Origin of the sequence: Clostridium sp. CF012, from assembly GCF_018861755.1 — a bacterium.
Lineage (GTDB): Bacteria > Bacillota > Clostridia > Clostridiales > Clostridiaceae > Clostridium_AD.
Genome location: NZ_JAHLEF010000001.1, coordinates 321,135 through 340,796 on the forward strand (window position 1 = coordinate 321,135; position 19,662 = coordinate 340,796).

25 protein-coding genes are annotated in these 19,662 nt (G+C 30.9%); 4 read left to right on the forward strand and 21 right to left on the reverse strand.

The features are described 5' to 3' along the window. Positions 1-52: 52 nt before the first annotated feature. From KPL50_RS01630 to KPL50_RS01640, 3 genes are all read right to left on the reverse strand, one after another. Positions 53-205, reverse strand: a complete 153-nt coding sequence (locus KPL50_RS01630; RefSeq protein ID WP_216296682.1) for a hypothetical protein — start codon at positions 203-205, stop codon at positions 53-55. A 56-nt stretch (positions 206-261) separates the two neighbouring features. Further along, the gene (locus KPL50_RS01635; RefSeq protein WP_216296683.1) at positions 262-1,200 is read right to left on the reverse strand and encodes a type II toxin-antitoxin system PemK/MazF family toxin; all 939 of its coding nucleotides are present in this window, start codon (positions 1,198-1,200) and stop codon (positions 262-264) included. Between the two features lie 85 nt (positions 1,201-1,285). Further along, positions 1,286-1,471 carry a hypothetical protein gene (locus KPL50_RS01640; protein WP_216296684.1) on the reverse strand — a complete coding sequence of 62 codons (186 nt, stop codon included), beginning with the start codon at positions 1,469-1,471 and terminating at the stop codon, positions 1,286-1,288. A gap of 443 nt (positions 1,472-1,914) precedes the next feature. On the opposite strand from KPL50_RS01640, the gene KPL50_RS01645 reads away from it, so the two are divergent. Beyond that, a complete protein-coding gene (locus tag KPL50_RS01645) occupies positions 1,915-2,721 on the forward strand; it encodes a helix-turn-helix transcriptional regulator (RefSeq protein WP_216296685.1) in 807 nt (268 codons plus the stop codon). Between the two features lie 87 nt (positions 2,722-2,808). On the opposite strand, the gene KPL50_RS01650 is transcribed toward KPL50_RS01645, so the two are convergent. The 7 genes from KPL50_RS01650 to KPL50_RS01680 form a co-directional block, all read right to left on the reverse strand. Beyond that, positions 2,809-2,952 carry a hypothetical protein gene (locus tag KPL50_RS01650; protein ID WP_216296686.1) on the reverse strand — a complete coding sequence of 48 codons (144 nt, stop codon included), beginning with the start codon at positions 2,950-2,952 and terminating at the stop codon, positions 2,809-2,811. Positions 2,953-3,047: 95 nt separating this feature from the next. Then, complete coding sequence (locus KPL50_RS01655) at positions 3,048-3,257, reverse strand: hypothetical protein (protein WP_216296687.1); 210 nt, start codon at positions 3,255-3,257, stop codon at positions 3,048-3,050. 23 nt (positions 3,258-3,280) lie between these two features. Then, a complete protein-coding gene (locus tag KPL50_RS01660) occupies positions 3,281-3,562 on the reverse strand; it encodes a hypothetical protein (protein ID WP_216296688.1) in 282 nt (93 codons plus the stop codon). Between the two features lie 27 nt (positions 3,563-3,589). After that, complete coding sequence (locus KPL50_RS01665) at positions 3,590-3,736, reverse strand: hypothetical protein (RefSeq protein WP_216296689.1); 147 nt, start codon at positions 3,734-3,736, stop codon at positions 3,590-3,592. 30 nt (positions 3,737-3,766) lie between these two features. Beyond that, positions 3,767-4,009: a hypothetical protein gene (locus tag KPL50_RS01670; protein ID WP_216296690.1), complete on the reverse strand. Its 243-nt coding sequence runs from the start codon at positions 4,007-4,009 to the stop codon at positions 3,767-3,769. Next, positions 4,002-4,289 carry a hypothetical protein gene (locus tag KPL50_RS01675; protein ID WP_216296691.1) on the reverse strand — a complete coding sequence of 96 codons (288 nt, stop codon included), beginning with the start codon at positions 4,287-4,289 and terminating at the stop codon, positions 4,002-4,004. The genes KPL50_RS01670 and KPL50_RS01675 overlap by 8 nt, the downstream gene beginning before the upstream one ends. A 54-nt stretch (positions 4,290-4,343) precedes the next feature. Further along, entirely contained in the window at positions 4,344-4,610 is a 267-nt protein-coding gene (locus KPL50_RS01680; RefSeq protein WP_216296692.1) for a hypothetical protein, read from the reverse strand. Positions 4,611-4,951: 341 nt separating this feature from the next. On the opposite strand from KPL50_RS01680, the gene KPL50_RS01685 reads away from it, so the two are divergent. Continuing rightward, complete coding sequence (locus KPL50_RS01685; protein WP_216296693.1) at positions 4,952-5,275, forward strand: YjcQ family protein; 324 nt, start codon at positions 4,952-4,954, stop codon at positions 5,273-5,275. A gap of 38 nt (positions 5,276-5,313) precedes the next feature. After that, positions 5,314-5,724 (forward strand): hypothetical protein, encoded by a 411-nt coding sequence (locus tag KPL50_RS01690; RefSeq protein ID WP_216296694.1) that lies wholly within the window; start codon positions 5,314-5,316, stop codon positions 5,722-5,724. Positions 5,725-5,997: 273 nt separating this feature from the next. Here the strand turns inward: KPL50_RS01690 and KPL50_RS01695 are convergent, their stop codons facing one another. From KPL50_RS01695 to dapF, 3 genes are all read right to left on the reverse strand, one after another. Next, positions 5,998-7,161, reverse strand: coding sequence for a ComEC/Rec2 family competence protein (locus tag KPL50_RS01695; protein WP_253200400.1), 1,164 nt, complete (start codon positions 7,159-7,161; stop codon positions 5,998-6,000). Positions 7,162-7,493: 332 nt separating this feature from the next. Beyond that, positions 7,494-8,738: a GspE/PulE family protein gene (locus tag KPL50_RS01700; protein ID WP_216296696.1), complete on the reverse strand. Its 1,245-nt coding sequence runs from the start codon at positions 8,736-8,738 to the stop codon at positions 7,494-7,496. Between the two features lie 183 nt (positions 8,739-8,921). After that, positions 8,922-9,743 carry a diaminopimelate epimerase gene (dapF, locus tag KPL50_RS01705; RefSeq protein WP_216296893.1) on the reverse strand — a complete coding sequence of 274 codons (822 nt, stop codon included), beginning with the start codon at positions 9,741-9,743 and terminating at the stop codon, positions 8,922-8,924. A 214-nt stretch (positions 9,744-9,957) separates the two neighbouring features. On the opposite strand from dapF, the gene KPL50_RS01710 reads away from it, so the two are divergent. Next, a complete protein-coding gene (locus KPL50_RS01710) occupies positions 9,958-11,697 on the forward strand; it encodes an NFACT family protein (protein ID WP_216296697.1) in 1,740 nt (579 codons plus the stop codon). A 264-nt stretch (positions 11,698-11,961) separates the two neighbouring features. On the opposite strand, the gene KPL50_RS01715 is transcribed toward KPL50_RS01710, so the two are convergent. From KPL50_RS01715 to aroF, 8 genes are all read right to left on the reverse strand, one after another. Continuing rightward, on the reverse strand, positions 11,962-12,816 hold the full coding sequence (locus KPL50_RS01715) for a GNAT family N-acetyltransferase (RefSeq protein WP_216296698.1): 855 nt from the start codon (positions 12,814-12,816) through the stop codon (positions 11,962-11,964). A gap of 292 nt (positions 12,817-13,108) precedes the next feature. Further along, complete coding sequence (locus tag KPL50_RS01720; RefSeq protein WP_216296699.1) at positions 13,109-14,248, reverse strand: class I SAM-dependent RNA methyltransferase; 1,140 nt, start codon at positions 14,246-14,248, stop codon at positions 13,109-13,111. Between the two features lie 220 nt (positions 14,249-14,468). Next, the gene (uraA, locus tag KPL50_RS01725) at positions 14,469-15,752 is read right to left on the reverse strand and encodes a uracil permease (RefSeq protein ID WP_216296700.1); all 1,284 of its coding nucleotides are present in this window, start codon (positions 15,750-15,752) and stop codon (positions 14,469-14,471) included. A gap of 151 nt (positions 15,753-15,903) precedes the next feature. Further along, on the reverse strand, positions 15,904-16,440 hold the full coding sequence (gene pyrR, locus KPL50_RS01730) for a bifunctional pyr operon transcriptional regulator/uracil phosphoribosyltransferase PyrR (protein WP_216296701.1): 537 nt from the start codon (positions 16,438-16,440) through the stop codon (positions 15,904-15,906). 174 nt (positions 16,441-16,614) lie between these two features. After that, positions 16,615-17,532 (reverse strand): RluA family pseudouridine synthase, encoded by a 918-nt coding sequence (locus tag KPL50_RS01735; protein ID WP_216296702.1) that lies wholly within the window; start codon positions 17,530-17,532, stop codon positions 16,615-16,617. Continuing rightward, positions 17,533-17,979: a signal peptidase II gene (lspA, locus tag KPL50_RS01740; protein WP_216296703.1), complete on the reverse strand. Its 447-nt coding sequence runs from the start codon at positions 17,977-17,979 to the stop codon at positions 17,533-17,535. Between the two features lie 141 nt (positions 17,980-18,120). Beyond that, positions 18,121-18,726: a TraR/DksA C4-type zinc finger protein gene (locus tag KPL50_RS01745; RefSeq protein WP_216296704.1), complete on the reverse strand. Its 606-nt coding sequence runs from the start codon at positions 18,724-18,726 to the stop codon at positions 18,121-18,123. A gap of 110 nt (positions 18,727-18,836) precedes the next feature. Further along, positions 18,837-19,658: a 3-deoxy-7-phosphoheptulonate synthase gene (gene aroF / locus KPL50_RS01750; protein ID WP_216296705.1), complete on the reverse strand. Its 822-nt coding sequence runs from the start codon at positions 19,656-19,658 to the stop codon at positions 18,837-18,839. Between the last annotated feature and the right edge of the window lie 4 nt (positions 19,659-19,662).

A 19,662-nucleotide genomic window follows, 5' to 3' on the forward strand; every position in this document is an offset into this window, starting at 1 on the left:
AGGTGCCAGGGTGAGTGTTAATCACCCCAAGACTTCTATTTGCTGCTAATGATTACTTTGACACTGTTGGTTGTTTAATTGACCATACAATAGGTGAATCTGTAGCTAGTACAGTTACCGTGGGCACCACCATTGTTAATGTCAGTGCCATTGCTCCTCCTGCAATTACTTTTTTTAAGTTCCTTTTTGCTTTCTTGTTCATCATATCTGATAAACCTCCTAAAATTTTATATTTAAAATATCTGTTATTATACAGACATCTTATTGCATTTTTAATAAATCTTTCCTCATGTCTTCTAGTAAAGTTTCTTTTGTTTTGTTGGTATCTCTTTCATTGAATTCCATTGTTTGCACTAGTTTTATTAAGTATTTCATTTTTGGTATATTATTTTTTAATCTAGCGACGTTAAACAACATTTCAATTCGCATTGATGCTTTACCGACCCTTTTATAGTAAATACTTAGATTTTTATATGTTCGAATTGCTCCATCTATATCACCTATATTTTCATCACAATTCGATATTCTCCACATACTGTAACTATATCGGTTGTTTAAAACATTTCTAAGACTCCCAATATATTTTAAACTCTCTCTTGCGTCCTCTAGGGCGATTTCATTATTTCCAAGTTTACTAAACATTAGTGAACGATGATAAGTGCTGTGCCATAAAAAATCATTTCTATTTTCAAGATTAGAAACTGAAGCTGTTTGTATTGATTCGTTACACAAAATTATAGCTTCCTCATACCTATTTTCTACTGCTAAGTTGCATATATTATTTCGTAAATTTACTAAAATACTGTTATCACTCATTTGTAGAACTCCTTCCTCAAGAAAATTCTCTATTTGTAAAATGTCTGTATTTATAAAATCATTACTAAGTTGGAGTTGAATTTCTAAGCATTTTTCTATTTCCAATTGAGTAAAAATATCTTTTATGTCTGTTAATTTATATAGTAATTCTGTTTTGTTTAATGTAAGAATAGTTTCACAAGCTATTTGTGACGGTTTAAGTAGATTTATGTTAACCCTACTTTTAAGATTATTTAATTGGGAAGTTATCAAGCAACAATGGATACTTTTACTTTTATGGTTCATTTTAAAATTACCTACTATAACCACAAAATGATTTTCCATCTTGTATTTTGAACAATCTGCCATGTAAATCTCCCACCGATAATAGCTTGTTTTACTCATTCTTAACATTCTCCTCTTAGTATCTAGCGTTGCTAGGTTAATAATTTCTTGATATTAAACTACTGCGTTGCAGATAGCTTTTGTTTTAAACCACTATTTTTAGATTTTCTAACTCTATTTTTAACTCTATAAGTCTTCTTTTATGGAATTCTCTTTTCTTTATGTCCTGTTCTCTCTTTATTGCCTCTTTGTGATAGACAAGGTTCCCCAAGATGTTCATTCCCTTAAAATCCTTAACCGCTGGTGCTCTTTTTAATCCTTTTATACTCATTTTGTTATCCCCCTATTTTTTTATTATTTTTTCAAAGTGTCTTTGATGCCTTTTAAGGCTTGTACTACCATGTTTCTTACTAGATATAATAATCTGTGAGCAACTATATCCTTTAAGTAGACATAATTATAGTCTGAAATTTAAATCGCTTGTAAGAGGTTTTAGATAAGCTAGTTTATTACCTCCAGAATTTAGATTTATATAGTTTTAGGCCTGTTGGTGTCGGATTTATATTGTCTAATTTACAGTAAAAAATATAGTCCTGTAAAATGTATATGGACATTTGTTTACCTCCTCGTTATCCATTTTGTATAATGTACTCCCGATACAATGAATTATATATTATCCATAATGGATAGTCAAGAGTTTTTTTAAATAATTTTATATTTTTTTATTGTTTTACTATTCATTATGATTTATAATTTAAATAGAGGTGATTCATAATGAATTGGAAACTGTTTTCAAGTGAGTTAAAACAACAAATGAACAGTGTAGGTATTTCTGGAAGGACTTTATCAGAAAAGATTAACAAAAGCCCTAGTTATATTAATCAAATTTTAAATGGAAGAGTTAGAAAGGTGGAGTGGGAGACCTCAAGGAAAATTTATGAGCAATTAAATTTGATAGATATTAAACTACTTGATTATTATTTATACCTCATGGGCGTTGAATTGCCGGATGATATAAATAATAATGTAATAAACTCCAACATGATTAAAAATGTCTTTACTCTTGAACAATGCTACAAGGCCGCTTGGGTGACTCAGACAAAAGAAGATTCTAATAATGCTGACATTCCAAGTGCATCAGATTTTTATACTGAAGAGGAATTAGAAGAAAATGAAGTCTTAAGAAGCTTTGTTTCAAATAAAGAAATGGATTATAATTCAGATTACTCTTTTAATAAGAAAAAAGAAATGGAGGATACTATTAATCAGATAAGCGAAAAACTTACTTCTCTTTTGGAGGAATCTTTTGATACTGAGGATTATAGTAAAAACCATTCAGCTGAGGAGGTATTAACGACTCTTAGAGGTCTATTCAATATAGATAATAATAACCCTACTATATATAGGTTCTTTTTAAGGCTACTATCCATACCGCTCCATACTGTTACTAATGTGAATTTACAAAAGGAAATAATATATTCTCTTGAAAAATTATGTCAATCTAAATATGAGTTCAATAAGCTTTCAGATATTGATAATGATCCAGTTAACACTAATTATTTAAGTGTAGAACCAAAATAATATAAAAACCACCCTGGATAATCTAAATAATTATCTTAGGGTGGATTTTATTATGTGCCTGCTATTTTTACCATTTCTTTAAATATTTCAGACCTGATTTTCGTGGTCAGTGTATAATATTTCATATAATTTTTCAAGCAAATTTTCATTAGCTCGTTTTTTTTGCTCAGGTGTTAAATCAGGGTAATTGTTAGTAATAGTAAAACCATGTCTATAATCAACTGTTTGCATAGCATCCTCCTTTATAGTTTTACACCTTTATTAAGAATAAGCTGATTTTTTAATGTTTCCTTTATCGTCTGAATACCGCAATATCCTTTCAAATACTATAATTTATATTTTTCAATGTCATCTTTGTACTTTCGCATTCTAGTCCTGGTCATTCTAACAGGATTAAACTGTTGTGCCTTGTCGCTCATGTATTGTCTAATTTCCATATCTCCCCAGCCCGGCATACTGTCAAGTTTGTTGAGCATAGTTAATTTTAGATTATCGCATAGTTTTTCGATAAATTCTTTTTGCTGCTCTTTGTTCATAGTAATATTATACCTCCCAATTGTTATTTATCCACCCCATTAAGGTTTGCTAATTCTAGTATCTCTTTAAAACAATCTACGAATGGCCTATCTCCATACCTAGCTACTATCTTATGTGTCTTATTCTTTCTCTCTTTTAATAAATCAATGCTCATATCCTTATCATTATAAATAGTCTTGTATTCTCTTACTGCCATATTCTTAATTATGTCTTCAAGTTCTGCTTGCGTTATGTCTATTAAATCAGTAATTTTCTGGCCTTTCTTATACTCTGCCACATTAAGACTCCTAAATAAATTTTCCATACTCGTTTACCCTCTTTCAACAAACATTCACTCCTGTTTAGTATCCCTTTTGGAAAACAGTTTATATAAATCTGATAATATTTTCTCATGTGCTTTTATAGCTTCCTCTGGAGAATAATCATTATATCTATTAATTATTTTGCAACCATCTTCATATTCAACTACTACTGCCATTAATATCACCCTTTCGTATTATTTATAAAATTAATTTGGATATGCTATTTTAACCATTTCTTTAAAAATTTCAGTAAATGGTTTATCTCCGTACCAAAATACTATTCTATGAATTTTATTACGTCTTTCTTTTAATATACAAATTCGTATATCCTCATCACTATATATAGTTTTGATTTCTCCTATTGATATGTTAGCTTCTATTACACTAAGTTCTTCTTGAGTTATATCAATTAAGTCAGTAATCTTTTGATTTTGTTTATACTCAATCATGCTGATTCTCCTCCAGCACCCTTGCATTTGCTTTTATTAATTTTTGTATGGCATCATCTAATATCTTATCAATAAAAATTCGTGGATCTTCTTTGCCAGATTCGAATATAGTTACTCTATACTTTTTTAACAGATAAGTATCAAAAATACTTTTTATTTCACTATCTGTTTTCACATTTTTAACAGTGTCTGTTCTTACGTCTAAATCAATCTGTTTAGTGCCATGATTTATAATAAACCGTAAGACACTAGAATTTTTTACTTTTACAACCTCTTCCATAAGCCTACCCTCCAATATTTAAAGTGATTAATCACCAAAAAGTAAAATGCAAAACTAAACTCTTGCATTAGCTTTTATTAATTTTTGTATACCGTCTTCTAGTATTTTGTCAAATAATATTCGGGGATCTTCTGTTCCAGATTCGAATATAATTATTTTATACTTTTTCAATAGGTATTTATCAAAAATATTCATTATTTCGGTATCTGCTTTTACATTTTTAGAGGTATTCGTTTTTACAATTAATCGAAGTTTTTTAATATCATGGTGTATAATAAATCGTAACACGTTAGGATTATTTACAGTTATAATTTCTTCCATTAACACTAACCTCCAATATAAAAATTATATAGTTAGTATTAGTTAAATATATCAAAATATGTACATTATTGTTTAATTGTCAATATTTATTTTATGGTAATTTTGTGCTTTGTAACCATAAGAGTATTACGTTATTACAGCACCCTTTTACCTTGTCTGTGGGCTCCTAGGAGTGTTCTTATGTGTCTTATAATATAATTGTATACCTTTGAAATTATATGCTTATATGGATATGATTTCATTGACTTTCATCATCGTGAAGTATGAAATTTACGAGATAAAAAAAGAAAAGGAAAACATGGTATAATATAACTATAATATCTTAATAGGAGGATTTAAAAATGGATAACTTTAAAACAATTTATAAAATTCTAAAGAAACTAGAAGATGCTATGGATGAAGAGAGTTTTGATTTTGATACTATCAATCACGAATCAATGGGGATATCTGAGATGCGATTGAGTCGTATTATAAAAATGATGGTAGATAACGGGTTAATTGATGGAGTGGAATTTTTCCAATGTATTGGACAATCATTTCCAGAGTTTAAACCATGCGATCCTCATATTACTCTCGAAGGACTGCATTACCTAGAAGAAAATTCAGCTATGACCAAAATTGCAAAAGCACTTAAAGGAGTTAAAGAAATAATACCAATGATGTAATAACGGTAGTTTTTATGGAAAAGGAGTAGTGAAAAAATATGTTTTGGTATAGTGTAAGTCAAATTATATATAGACAAGCTAAAAAAGATTTAAAAATATCATTATCTAAGAATAAAAAGTTATCTGATATAAAAATCAATGTTGTAAAAGAGTTAAGAAAAATGTCCAAAAATGATTTAATTAATGAAAAATATGAATTAGAAATGGCTATTCTTCATATAGAACTACATAGTATAGATAATTTTGTTTCAATAAGATTTCCATATTATACTTTGGTTCTGGCTATTGTAGTATTAATAAAAGGAATAGATATTAATCAATATATGAGAGAAATATTAGCGGGACTGACATTAATGTTAATATCTTTTAGGTTTACTTCTGATACTCAAAAAGACCGGATAATGTACTACAAATTTAAATTAAGCTGCATAGAAAAAATATTAGGTTAGATTATTATTTCTATGCAGTTAATATAAAAATTTTGTTTGTTGAAAAGGAAGATATATATTTATGCTTAAAATAAAAGATGATAAAGGGAATGTATTTATGGTCTATGGTTAAACATTATATATACATATTGTTTTTGCTTGTCTACCACCTGTTTATAGCCACTTTAGCCTACACTTTATATAATTATATACCCTCTAATTACAATGGCTTAAATCAACTCAAAAAAGGCTCAGTATATTTCTATACTAAGCCTTTTATTCTATGGAGCTATATTATTGAGGTGGATGACATTTACTACATGGCGTAAATCCCTTTGCTTTGGCATCTTTAAGACTGATTGAAATTTTACTTTTACTTAAACTACTACAATTTCCTAAATGATATTTTTTACCTGATTTAGTTACAAATACTGATTGACTAGTTGTTTTTGTAGTAGGTGTAACTTTCTTAATAATTGGTTTCTTAACAACTGGTGCAACTTTCTTAGGTATAGTTTTCTTAGGTATAATAATTGGTTTCTTAATTGGAGTAATTACTTTTAACCCAGTAGGTTTCTTTATTATAGAGCCTATATTATAACTGCCTACCTTTTTATCAAATGTAATTGTTTTTCCGTCTGAAGTGGCTACAATAGTCCCTGCTTCATCAGTTCTATAGACCGGTATATTTTTAGATTTTAATAAACTCATAGTAGATTGTTGAGGATGACCATATGAGTTCCCTTTTCCACATGAAATAACTGCATATTTAGGATTAACTTCTTCTAAGAATTTTTGGCCTGTTGAAGTTTTGCTTCCATGATGTCCTATTTTTATTACATCTGCTGAAATATCTAATTGCTTTTGAAGTATTTGTCCCTCGCTTATTTCTTCAGCATCACCCATGAATATGAAACTTGTATTACCATACTTCAACTTAGTAACAATTGAGTAATTATTAGAATTATCATAAGCTTCTGCATTTGGTGCTAAAATTGTACATTCTGAAGTTCCTATTTTGAATGTTTCTCCTACCTTTGGCACAGATACTTTCATATTTTTAGACTTAATTGCTAATACAACATCTTTAAACGTATCTGTCGTTTTAGTAACTTTTGGCATATAAATTTTACCTATGTTAAATGTCTTTATAACTGTGTCAAGTCCTCCTATATGGTCTTCATCTAAATGAGTACCTATCAGCACATCAATCTTTTTAACACCTTGTTTTTTCAGATAATCTACTACTAATTTATCATCTGCGTTGTTTCCTGCATCTATTAACATATTTTCATTACCTTGCTGAATCAAGATTGAATCAGCTTGACCAACATCTATATAGTGTACTTTTAGATTGGTATTTGCTGCTTGGACTGGAATACTAAATTGTATTGTAGTTGTTAGAAATAAAAGTAATACAAATAATGATAATAGTTTATTGTTTTTTAGTTTTTTCAATTTCATCATCTCCCTATATTTTATAGTATAAGGTAAATGTTGTAATTACACAATAATTGTTATATATGTTTTTGCCTTCCTGCTAACCGTAGAGGGACTCAATGAGGACAAAGGTATATTTTGCTTACTAGAAATTTAGTTAGCTTAAATCAATACTTTTAAACATAAAAAAAGATACAAGTTATTTTGTTCTTATATCTTTATATCCTTTTTCATATTTAAATTTTTACATTGTTTCTAATAATATTAAAATACTAAATATACATTAGCTGTATAATTATAATAATGTTTGGCATGGTTTGCCGATGGCATATTGAATGGTATCTTAGCGGTTAGTATTCTATTGTATGAAGCGTTGTTAATACTAAGTGTCCTGTTATTGATGCCCTCACGGCAATCTGTGCCGTTTCTTCATCTCTTATTTCTCCAAGCATTATTACATCTGGATCTTGCCGCAATATGCTTCGGAGTCCAGTTGAAAAGGTAAGACCTGCTTTATTATTTACATTTACTTGATTAATTCTAGGCATATTATATTCTATTGGATCTTCTATTGTTATGATATTTTTACATTTACTATTAATTTCATTTAGTAATGCATATAGTGTTGTTGATTTTCCACTTCCCGTGGGTCCTGCGACCACAATCATTCCATGAGAAAGTTTTAATATATCCTTTAGAATCATAACTTTATCGCAGCTAAAGCCTAATGAGTCTAAATTAATAAATCTCTCTAACTTGTATAAAACCCTTATAACTAGCTTTTCTCCATACATCGTCGGCAGAGAGGATACCCTAAAATCGTAGTCTATTCCATCTATATTTTCAGTCATTTTTCCATCTTGTGGAATTAATTTAGTGGCTATATCCATGTTTGCCATTATTTTTATTCTCGTGCATAGGGATTTATATACATTACTTGGAATTTGGTTTATTTCGTTTAGAATGCCATCTACTCTCATACGAAGTATGGCAAATTCCTTAAAAGGTTCTAGATGAATGTCACTAGCCTCTGTATTTACAGCCTGCTTTAATAAGGAATTTGTTATTCTTATAACTGGGGCATTTTCAGTGGAATGCGCCTCTTCATTTTTTTCTTTAACCTCTAGCATATATTCCTTTCTCATTTCCTCTACTGCCACATCCACAATTTGTTTTCCATAGCAGTTTCCAATAGCCTCTGAGATATTACTAGCTAGTGCAAAGAATATCTTGATTTTTTTGTTTGTTATAAATTTCAGTTCATCAATAACTTTTATTTCAAAGGGATTTGAAAAAGCCACATGTACTTCGTTACTATTATCATAAAAAGGTATTAAACCATATTTATTAGCTACCTCTTTTGAGATTAGTTTAAATGCTTGATTCTTTTTACTATTAGATTCCAGCTCTGTATAGGATATGTTAAAATCATTTTCCAATATTAAAATAAGCTGATTTAAATCTATTTTTAAGTCCTTTAGAATTATTTGTTCTTCACTACAATAACTTTTAAATGAGTTCTCTTTTATCTGTATATATTCTTCTTGTGTAATTAGATTTCTGTCTAATAATAATTGGAGTAAATTTTTTTTCATGCTCTTCTACCTTTTCTAATATTTAATTTTCCTAGGATATCCTTTTGTAATTTTTGTCCCTTTTTAGAATTTTATTCACATTTTATGGAAGAAATTTTCGACAAATTAAAAATTATATGGAAGAAAATTTCGACAAAATAAAAAACAACTATACTATTGTTAAATAGTATAGTTGCTTTAAATTTAATTTAGAAAAAAACGTCCATCAAAGGTTATTTCTGCTGGCCCTTCCATTAGGACCTCATCATTAACAATCTCTATAGTAAGTACTCCACCAGGAACCTGTACCTCCACCTTTTCATCAATATACCCAAGTCTGTTTGCCGCTACTACAGCAGCACAACTACCAGTACCACAGGCTAAAGTTGGTCCTGCACCTCTTTCCCAAGTTTTGACCCTTATCTTGTCTCTTTCTATTATTTCACAAAAATTCACATTTGTTTTTTCAGGAAATAGACTGTGTCGTTCAATAAATTTTCCTTCCTCAACCTGATAATCTTCCTGTTTACCAAAAACAATAGTATGTGGCACTCCCATAAACATTGAGGTAATGCAATACTCTTTATGGTTAGCCTCTATATTTTTATTTATTATTTCTGAGCTAGCTAAAGCCGGAATACTATCAGGATTAAAATTATATTTACCCATATTTATAGTTACGCTTTCAGCTTTTCCAGCTTTAATGCTTATATTGGCCAGCTTCACGCCATCACCGGTTTCTATTTTTATATTTTCCCCTTGCACATATTTTTTTTCAAAAACATATTTAGCAAAGCACCTAATGCCATTCCCGCACATGGATGCATAGGAACCATCAGCATTAATAATTATCATCTGAATATCTGATATATTACTTTTTGTAACTATTAAAATCCCATCTGCACCTATTCCAAAATGCCTATCACAAAGTTTTATAGCCAGTCCCTCTAAATTAGCATATTTACCCTCGAAATCTTCAATAACAATAAAATCATTTCCAGTTCCCTGCATTTTCGTAAAACTTATAATTTCCAAATAGTTCCTCCTCCTTGCAACCCATCTTGTATGACTTTTCAATAATTTTCTTTAATGGTATAATATAAATGTAGCTTAACTTATTAATATTATATTATATAATGTATTATTTACAAAGCATAAGTGTGTAAATTTATAAAGTTGTTACTAATGTAGCACCGCAGGTGATAATTTAACGATATTTCAGAAGGAAAGGGTGGTATGTATGGCATTAGATGGAATTTATTTATCTAGCCTTATTGAGGAAATAAAAGATATTATTATAGATTGCAGAGTTGATAAAGTAACCCAACCAGAAAAAGATGAAATCATATTAAGTTTTAAAAAAAATAGAAAAATATATAAGTTATTAATAAGTTCAAGTTCCAATTATCCTAGAATTCATTTTACAGAATTTAATAAGGATAATCCAGCGCAAGCACCTATATTTTGTATGGTTTTAAGAAAATATTTAAATACTGCCACAGTTTTAGATGTAAGACAACTAAGCTCAGATAGATTGCTAGTTATTGACTTTAAAAGTAGCGATGAATTAGGCTTTGATAGTGTATACTCACTTATAATTGAAATAATGGGTAGGCACAGTAATATTAGCTTAGTCCGTACCCGTGATAATTTAGTTATGGATAGCATCAAGCATGTTACAGCAGACATCAATACTTTTAGAGTCTTATTTACCGGTGTAGAATATGCATACCCTCCTATTTCTACAAAACTAGATCCTTTTAATTTTACTTATGAGGACTTTTGTGAGTATATAACCACCAAAGAAATACAGTTCTCCGAAAAATTTTTTACAGGTACTTTCACAGGAATAAGTTCTAAACTTTCCTCTGAGCTCCTCTATAGGTATTCTTTGGAAAATAGTAATTTTGATTTAGAACATGCTAAGCACATTTATGATTTTACTGAAAATATTTTTAAATCACTGCATCAAAATACTTTTTTAGCTTCCTATACTATGAATGGTAAATTAGAAGATTTTCATTGTGTTAAGCTTACCTCTTTAAAAGATTGTGAATACGCCCAATATGATTCACCCTCTAAATTAATAGAGAATTTTTACTTTCAAAAGGATAACCACGATAGATTAAATTCTAAAAGTTCAGGCCTTCAAAAGATAGTTAATAATAATATTAATCGTTGTGATAAAAAAATAAAAATACTTAAAGAAACCTTAAAAGAATGTGATACCAAGGGCTCTTATAAATTAAATGGTGAACTTTTAACTGCAAATATATACTCCCTTAAAAAGGGTGACAAGTTTGCCAGTGTTGTTAATTATTATAGTGAAAATGGGGAGTACGTTAAAATCAAACTTGATGAAAATAAAACGCCCTCACAAAATGTTCAATACTACTTCAAGAAATATAATAAATTTAAGATAGCAGAAGAAATGGCTATAATACAAATGGACCTTACTGAAAATGAATTGAAATATCTTCACTCTGTACTCACTAACATAATAAATGTAGAAAACTATAATGGAATTGAAGATATTAAAAATGAATTAATAGAAACTGACTATATTACATTTAAGAAACATAATAAAGGTAAAAACAAAAAGGCAAAGCCAACCAAACCTATGCATTTTGTTTCCAGTGATGGTATTGATATATATGTAGGTAGAAATAATATTCAAAATGACTTTTTAACCTTAAAGCTTGCCAATAAAAATGATATGTGGCTTCACACAAAGGAAATACCTGGTTCTCACGTTATTATTAAAAATTTTGGTGATATACCTGAAACCACACTACTAGAAGCTGGAAACTTATCAGCATTTTATAGTAAATCTAAGAGTTCTTCTAGTGTGCCAGTTGATTATACTCAGGTGAAAAATGTAAAGAAGCCTTCAGGTGCAAAACCTGGAATGGTTATTTACTCTACAAATAAAACTATGTATATAACGCCTAGTGAAAGTACTTTAGAAAGAGTTGAATAAAAAATTGGAACGTGACCTACGGAAGGTCACTCCCGGAGAAATCCCATACTAATGATGTATCTACATCATCCAAGGAAAAGTTCTTGCGCTTCGGTGAAACGATATCAACAGGTTTATTTTGGGTTGCAAAAAGTAAAATAACGTATTAATTATCATATAATTAATACGTTATTTTTCGTTGTTAAAACTATATATAATAATGAATTCAGTATACCTAATCACATATAACATTTTATAGATTATGAGTACATTTTTATAAAGAATTTATAATTTTAAAACCATTTCATATTGACCAACAACATATTCAAATCCTAATACCATTAAGAAATCTTTCGTGGATTTAGATTGATCGTCTACATTAAGAACACCAACCTTATATGATTCTGTATTTTTTAGCAGATCCGTAACGATGCTTCTTGCAATCCCTTTACGCCTATAATTCTTATTTACTGCTATTTGTGGAATATCTCCTGTTTTCTTATCAATAATTCCATATCCAACAATGATATCGTCAAAACGTACAATAGAATATATGAATGTATCTGGTGCAGCATTGATTGAATCAATAGAATTCTGCCAGGATGGTTTGAAATCCCAAAATTCCATAAATTGTTTCCAATTAGTTGAATCAATTTTACCAACATGTTCAACTTTGCAGGTTGTCATAGGGTTGTATTCATTTTTATCTAACTGAAAGCATGCTAAATTTCTTATAATCTGAAAACCTTGTTTTTTGTAAAGTTGAACTGCTGATGTATTGGTTTGAATTACTTCAAGTAAATATTGCGCTGCTTCTTTTTCTTTAAGCACCTCTCTGATATTTAAAAGCATATTACTTGTTATACCTTGTTTCCTATACTCTCCTAGAACACCTGTCCCTGTGTCATACACAGTTAGTTTCCCATTCCAGTTTCGAAATCCATTTAAAACAAATCCCACTAACACCTGATTTTTAAATGCACCTATGGAAATTTCTGAAACATAGCCTCTTCTTTGAAGCATTTGTTGAAACTTCCAAAAGGGCAAGTCCATTTTAACTTGATAATCAGAAAATGCACTTAAGAATGCTTCATGTAGTATTTCAATATTTGTATCTTCAAGTGTTTTATAATTAAACATATTTATCTCCCCCTATGTCATTTACATTGAAATATTTTACGATTATTACGTTGCATAAAAATTAAACTTATTCATTTACTAAAAAACGTTGAACATTTTTTCATAAATATTGGAGATTTGATTTTTTTAAAATATCTAATTAGCTTTCTAATTCATTCAGCGAAAGATAAGACAAAGAATATATGTGTAATATATCCCTTGTCTTATCTTCATTTAGAAATTCTCATAACCCTCCCAACGTCGGACATCGGTGTAGCGAATTCCTCTTCCCCATCACTTGACCTATACACTCTTACTCTTCTTTTTTCTTCCTAGGAATTTCTTTTATATATTGGTAATAGTAACATAAAAGTCTTCCATTATATAATTTTCTGTTTTTATCTGCTTTCTTTCCAAAGTCCTTCTGAAAGTCACCATTGGCGGTTATTACAAAGCAAGACCATTCATTTAAGTTTGAATACATCTCTCCAAGATCGATATGAAGTTTTTTTACTCCTGCTGCCTCTCCTAATCTTTCCCCATAAGGTGGATTCGTTATAATAACTCCATATTTCTGCCTTGAGGTAAAACTTTGCATTGGTATTTTTTGAAATTTTATAAACTCCTTAACTCCTGCTTTTTCAGCATTAGCTATGGCTGTTCTAAGTAGATCTCCATCAATATCTGAGGCAAGGATTTCAATTTCATCATTATTCACAGTTTTTCTTGCACCGTCTCTCACTTGCTCCCACATTTCAGCCTCCATTGATGGCCAAGTTTCGCTTGCAAATTTTCTGTTTATGCCTGGTGCAATATTTTTCGCTATAAGAGCTGCTTCTATGGCTATAGTCCCAGAACCACAAAGTGGGTCAGCTAAAACTCTTGAGCTATCCCATTTACTTATTAGCACAAGGGCTGCAGCTAATGTTTCTTTAAGTGGTGCCTCGCCAGCGTATTCTCTATATCCTCTCTTATGTAGTCCCACTCCTGAAGTATCTACTGATAATGTTACGATATCTCTTAAAATTGCAACCTCTATCTTATACTCAGGACCTTGTTCTGAAAACCACTCGCTATTATATTTTTTCTTCATAGACTCTACTACTGCTTTTTTTACTATACTTTGGCAATCTGGAACACTGTGAAGTTGTGATTTTACAGATTTGCCTACGATATGCATATTGCCATCTTCTGGTATTAAATTACCCCAATCTACTGCCAGCGTTCCTTGAAATAATTCTTCAAAAGACAAGGCCTTAAATTCAGCCATCTTTATAAAAAGTCTTTCTGCGGTTCTAAGCCAAGTATTGCATATAGCAATATCCATTTCATCCCCTTCAAAAGTTACTCTTCCATTTTCAACCTTTAAATCTTCATATCCTAGTGCTTTTAGTTCTTTTGCTGTTACTGCTTCTATTCCAAAAGTAGTAGTGGCAATTAAAGTATACATCATATATTATCTCTCCTATTTCTTCTTTTCATTAGTCATCTTAAAAATAACTAGTAAATATGCTAGTTACTCATTTAAGATACTTTATTGATAGTATCACTCATATTATAATATCTCTATTTGTTATTATTGTCTAGAATTTTTATATTAGGATGGAGTAAAAATAAAAGTGCCAGAAATATCACTGGCACTTTTACTTTATATATTATATCTGAAAATCCTATTAATTATCTCCTGATTTACTCTTTTCAGGTAGTGCTAAGTTCAATATTATACCCACCAGAGTTGCAAGAGCAACTCCTGCAATCTCAACCTGTGCCCCTAGGAATGGAAACTTTATACCGCCTCCACCAATACCTAAAACTATTATCACGGAAGCAATTATAAGATTTCTCTTTTTACTAAAATCAACTTTATCTTCCACAAAAATTCTAAAACCAGAGGAAGCAATTATTCCAAATAACATCACACTAACTCCTCCGATTACAGGAAGTGGAATATTACCTATTACTGCAGAAACTGGACCTATAAAAGATAATACAATTGCGATTATTGCAGCTCCTCCAATTACCCAAACACTGTAAACCTTTGTTATTGCCATAACTCCTATATTCTCACCGTAAGTGGTATTAGGTGGCCCTCCCACAAAGCCTGCAAACATTGTGGCGATTCCATCACCTAGTATTGATCTATGTAGCCCAGGATCTTTTGTGAAGTCACGGCCTACAACATTACTTGTAACATATACATGACCAATATGTTCGGCCAGGGTTACAAAAGCCACTGGAGCCATAAGCATAATAGCATTTATATTAAAGGTCGGCAAAACAAAACTCGGCATTGTAAAAAATTTTGCTTGCCCTATTTCTTGTAGAACTTCCTTTGGAATTAATCCGAGCAATATACAAAGTGCATATCCAATTACCATGGCAATCAAAATAGGTACTACTCCGAAGAACCCTTTAAAATACATAGTACCCATTATAGCAATTCCAAGGGTTGCCATTGATACAAATACCCATGCACCCCTAGATACACCCTCAAGTGCTGGTGTTGTAAAGGATGAATTTAACCCTGCCCAATTTATTGCAACGCCTGCGAGACTTAGTCCTATTACAATTACAACAGAACCTACCACCACTGGAGATAACATTCTATCTAACCATTTTGTTCCCGCGACTTTAATAATTAGTGCTACAATTACATATACAAGCCCTGCAGCAATAATTCCTGATAACATAGAACTTTGGCCATATGCCTTTGTGGCTACACCCATAGGTCCAATAAACGCAAAGGATGAGCCTACATAAGCAGGAAGCTTAGCCTTTGTACATAGTATATACAATAAGGTTCCCACTCCACTACAAAACAGAGCAATTGATGGACTAAGACCTGTAAGCATTGGTACAAGTATAGTTGCACCCACCATAGCAAATAAGTGCTGGAAGCTTAGGGGAAGGGTCTTAAGGATTGGTAATTTTTCATTAACATCTACAATATTATTCATTTGTTCCTCCTTTTAGTCTCTCGGACTATTTTAAAAGATTATTTATCTTCTTCGAAGCTATTTATCTTCTTCGAAGCTATTTATCTTCTTCGAAGCTATTTATCTTCTTCGAAGCTATTTATCTTCTTCGAAGCTATTTATCTTCTTCAGGCTATAATTCATAAATACTTACTGAATCTTTTTCGTCAATTTCTAAAAGCTCTACAGAAATCATTTCTTTTCCTGAAGTAGGTATGTTTTTCCCTACATAATCTGCTCTAATAGGTAATTCTCTATGCCCTCTATCTACTAAAACGGCGAGTTGTATCATTTGAGGTCTACCGCTGGCTATTATGGCATCAATTGCAGCTCTCGCAGTTCTTCCGGTATATAATACATCATCAACTAAAATTATTTTTTTGCCTCTCACGTCTATACCTAAATCTGCATTATTTAAAACTGGCTGCTCGTTTATAGAGGTAAGATCATCTCTATATAAAGTAATATCAACACTGCTTACGGGAACTTTAGTTCCTTCAATCTGTTCTATTAAGAGAGCAATTCTTTTTGCAATTGGTACCCCTCTTCTTTTTATACCTATAAGGATAATATCCTGAATTCCCTTGTTTTTTTCAATAATTTCATGAGCTACTCTTGTCAATGTTCTCTTTATAGCTTTTTCATCTAATAGCACTGATTTAAATTCCATAACCTAACCCCCTAATAAATAATATTATTCATTTTCATAATAAAAAAAGCCTTTACCATAAAGGTAAAGGCATACTATACGTGTAATAGTACTACTAGCTTTATCCTTATGATCTCTCTGGAACATTTAAAGGCATAAATATTTAATTAACAACATATTATCACATATTATGTTCTATTTCAACTCATTTCTTAACTTGATTATGATTTTTTCAAAATAATCTGGAAGAGGTGAAATAAATTCCATGTATTCATTAGTACTTGGATGTATAAATCCAAGCATTTTTGCATGAAGAACCTGACCTTTTAAATTAAACCTTTGTTTTTTAAAACCATATACCAAATCCCCTACTAAAGGATGTCCTATCTTTGCCATATGTACTCTAATTTGATGAGTTCGACCTGTTTCTAAGTTACATTCTACTAAGGTATGGTTATAAAACCTTTCTATTACTTTATAGTGGGTAATAGCCTTCTTGCCACTTTCTACTACAGCCATTTTTATCCTATCTTTAGGATGCCTTCCAATAGGTTCATCTACTGAGCCTTCATCTTGCTTAATTATACCTTCTACAAGAGCTAAATAACTTCTTGTCATTGAATGATCTTTAAGCTGCTCCGCTAAGGAGTTATGTGCATTATCATTTTTAGCTACTACTAGCGCTCCAGATGTATCCTTATCTATTCTATGAACTATTCCTGGCCTTAGTACACCATTGATGCCTGATAAGTCCTTACAATGGAATAGCAACGCATTAACTAAGGTTCCATTATAACTTCCTGGTGCTGGGTGAACCACCATATCCTGCGGTTTATTAATTACAATTACATCGCTATCTTCATATATAACGTCCAAGGGTATATTTTCTGCCTCAACGTCTAACCCTACAGGCTCTGGAATTGACAAGATAATTATTTCATCTACTTTTAATTTGTAATTACTTTTTCTACATTTGCCATTTACAAAAGCGGCTCCACCTTCAATTATTCCTTGAATGTAAGACCTAGATTTATTTTCAAAATTATTAGAAATAAATACATCTAACCTTGTACCAACTGAATCTTCCTCAACTTTATACTCATAATTTCCCATTTATACCTCATCCTTTACTATAGAAATTGCCAAAATCAAAGTACCTACAACTACTAACATATCTGCTATGTTAAATGTTGGAAAATAATATGTATCTTTATAATGAACTAAAATGAAGTCTACTACATATTTATAAAATAGTCTATCATATAAATTTCCCAGCGCCCCACTTATAATCAGTGCAAGACTTATTCTTATGAATTTTGATTTTGGCTTATATTTAATAAGATAATATATCATTCCTGATATAACCAGTAGAGTAACTATGGCTAGCAATATGGTTTTGTTTTGCATAATGCCAAAAGCCGCTCCTCTATTTTCTAAATATTCTAGTCCAAAAAAGTCTTTAATTAATATAATTCCATCATTATCTTTAAGTGAACCCAGGGCCCAAACTTTAGCTAATCTGTCCAATACTAAGCCTAAAAAAATAATTAATAGTTCCATACCTTTCCCCCTATTTATTATGAACAAATAGCATATATTGCAGGAATATGTTTTTAAACTAAAGACCTCTAAACTAATTCAATGCAATATATGCTTTTTTTTATTCTGCCTAATTTAAAATATTGCTTAAATTTAACTTTTTTAATCTGGCAACTGATTTTTATATTGCTCATTACTTATTTTTTCTATAGCTTCAACGTAGCCACCTTCGTCGTCATCATCGTAATACTCAATAATATCATCTAATTCATTAAAACGGTCTACTACCATATAAGTATCTTCAGCACCTATACCTACTTCACCGCCATTACTACTGTATCTAAATGTTGTACCCAGTAGATCTTCTTCCACTGGTCTATCATTCTGCTCTGCTGGTTTTTTATCAGCTAGGTCATTTTCACATGCCACACAGTTCTCTGCGTAAGGTATAAATTCTAATCTTTCCTCAATTATATCATTGCCGCAGCTTTTACATTTCCCATAGGTGTGATTTTCTATGCTCTTTAACGCACTTTGAATCTTTTTAATAATTGACATCTCATTGGCCCTAAGTGCTAGCCCTTTTTCCATATCAAAAAGTTCGGTAGCAGTATCTGAGGGGTGATTGTCATAAAATGATATTTCAGATGCCATTTCACTATTAGAATTTATAACCCCATTTTGCTTAAGTTGATTAATAAGACTTCGAACCCGCGCCTTCTCATTTATTAATCTTTGCTTAAAATATTGTAATCTTTCATCTTCCATGATAACAACTCCTCTAGTTATTAATATAGTAGTAATATCAAACTGATAAAATTCCTATAGGTTTATGTTTTCTCATGGAGTGAATTTTATTACACTTATTTAAAATAATTTTAATAATTTAACATGTTAGTCTCTAAACACGAACTCAATTTTTTTACATTTTTCACAATTTGATCTACGGTGTCTAATGACACTGTCTGCTTTGCGTCAGACATAGCCTTGTCCGGAGTAATATGACTTTCAATCATTAATCCATCCGCACCTGCAGCTATTGAAGCCAGTGACATCCGTGCTACGAGTTCTCTTCTACCTGTTCCATGGCTTGGGTCAACAATTATTGGAATACGATAATTGTGTTTAATTGCGGCAACACTACCTAAATCTAAGGTGTTTCTTGTGTATGTTTCAAATGTTCTAATACCTCGCTCACAGAGTACAACATTTTCATTACCATTTGACATAATATATTCTGCTGCATAAAGCCACTCTGAAAGTGTTGCGCTCATGCCTCTTTTTAGCAAAATAGGTGTTTTTAGTTTTCCAACCTCTTTTAATAAACTGTAATTGTACATATTTCTAGACCCTATTTGTAACATATCAGCATAAGTAAGTACTAAATCTATATCCTTAGAATCCATAACTTCTGTTACTATCGGCATATTAAATTCATTGCCAACACTTTTAAGTATTTTCAGTCCTTCTTCTTTGAATCCTTGAAAGTCATAGGGTGAAGTTCTTGGTTTAAAGGCTCCTCCCCTTAATATATGTACACCAGTCTTTTTCAAACCACTTGCTATGGCATGCATATTGTCATAACCTTCAACTGAACAAGGTCCTGATATTATTACTTTTTCTTCTCCACCAATAACTACATTTTGAACCCTCACCAATATATCTAACCCACTATTTTTATTAACTAATAATTTTTTCATAACA

Coding starts and splice junctions, on each gene's coding strand:
- KPL50_RS01745 (WP_216296704.1), bottom strand. CDS start 18,726: ATGGAAGATGAAAGATTACAATATTTTAAGCAAAGATTAATAAATGAG.
- KPL50_RS01715 (WP_216296698.1), bottom strand. CDS start 12,816: ATGTTTAATTATAAAACACTTGAAGATACAAATATTGAAATACTACAT.
- KPL50_RS01720 (WP_216296699.1), bottom strand. CDS start 14,248: ATGATGTATACTTTAATTGCCACTACTACTTTTGGAATAGAAGCAGTA.
- uraA (WP_216296700.1), bottom strand. CDS start 15,752: ATGAATAATATTGTAGATGTTAATGAAAAATTACCAATCCTTAAGACC.
- KPL50_RS01640 (WP_216296684.1), bottom strand. CDS start 1,471: ATGAGTATAAAAGGATTAAAAAGAGCACCAGCGGTTAAGGATTTTAAG.
- pyrR (WP_216296701.1), bottom strand. CDS start 16,440: ATGGAATTTAAATCAGTGCTATTAGATGAAAAAGCTATAAAGAGAACA.
- KPL50_RS01675 (WP_216296691.1), bottom strand. CDS start 4,289: ATGGAAGAGGTTGTAAAAGTAAAAAATTCTAGTGTCTTACGGTTTATT.
- KPL50_RS01655 (WP_216296687.1), bottom strand. CDS start 3,257: ATGAACAAAGAGCAGCAAAAAGAATTTATCGAAAAACTATGCGATAAT.
- KPL50_RS01680 (WP_216296692.1), bottom strand. CDS start 4,610: ATGGAAGAAATTATAACTGTAAATAATCCTAACGTGTTACGATTTATT.
- KPL50_RS01660 (WP_216296688.1), bottom strand. CDS start 3,562: ATGGAAAATTTATTTAGGAGTCTTAATGTGGCAGAGTATAAGAAAGGC.
- KPL50_RS01700 (WP_216296696.1), bottom strand. CDS start 8,738: ATGAAAAAAAATTTACTCCAATTATTATTAGACAGAAATCTAATTACA.
- KPL50_RS01735 (WP_216296702.1), bottom strand. CDS start 17,532: ATGGGAAATTATGAGTATAAAGTTGAGGAAGATTCAGTTGGTACAAGG.
- KPL50_RS01635 (WP_216296683.1), bottom strand. CDS start 1,200: ATGAGTAAAACAAGCTATTATCGGTGGGAGATTTACATGGCAGATTGT.
- KPL50_RS01665 (WP_216296689.1), bottom strand. CDS start 3,736: ATGGCAGTAGTAGTTGAATATGAAGATGGTTGCAAAATAATTAATAGA.
- KPL50_RS01685 (WP_216296693.1), top strand. CDS start 4,952: ATGGATAACTTTAAAACAATTTATAAAATTCTAAAGAAACTAGAAGAT.
- KPL50_RS01690 (WP_216296694.1), top strand. CDS start 5,314: ATGTTTTGGTATAGTGTAAGTCAAATTATATATAGACAAGCTAAAAAA.
- KPL50_RS01710 (WP_216296697.1), top strand. CDS start 9,958: ATGGCATTAGATGGAATTTATTTATCTAGCCTTATTGAGGAAATAAAA.
- KPL50_RS01630 (WP_216296682.1), bottom strand. CDS start 205: ATGATGAACAAGAAAGCAAAAAGGAACTTAAAAAAAGTAATTGCAGGA.
- KPL50_RS01645 (WP_216296685.1), top strand. CDS start 1,915: ATGAATTGGAAACTGTTTTCAAGTGAGTTAAAACAACAAATGAACAGT.
- KPL50_RS01650 (WP_216296686.1), bottom strand. CDS start 2,952: ATGCAAACAGTTGATTATAGACATGGTTTTACTATTACTAACAATTAC.
- KPL50_RS01670 (WP_216296690.1), bottom strand. CDS start 4,009: ATGATTGAGTATAAACAAAATCAAAAGATTACTGACTTAATTGATATA.
- aroF (WP_216296705.1), bottom strand. CDS start 19,658: ATGAAAAAATTATTAGTTAATAAAAATAGTGGGTTAGATATATTGGTG.
- lspA (WP_216296703.1), bottom strand. CDS start 17,979: ATGGAACTATTAATTATTTTTTTAGGCTTAGTATTGGACAGATTAGCT.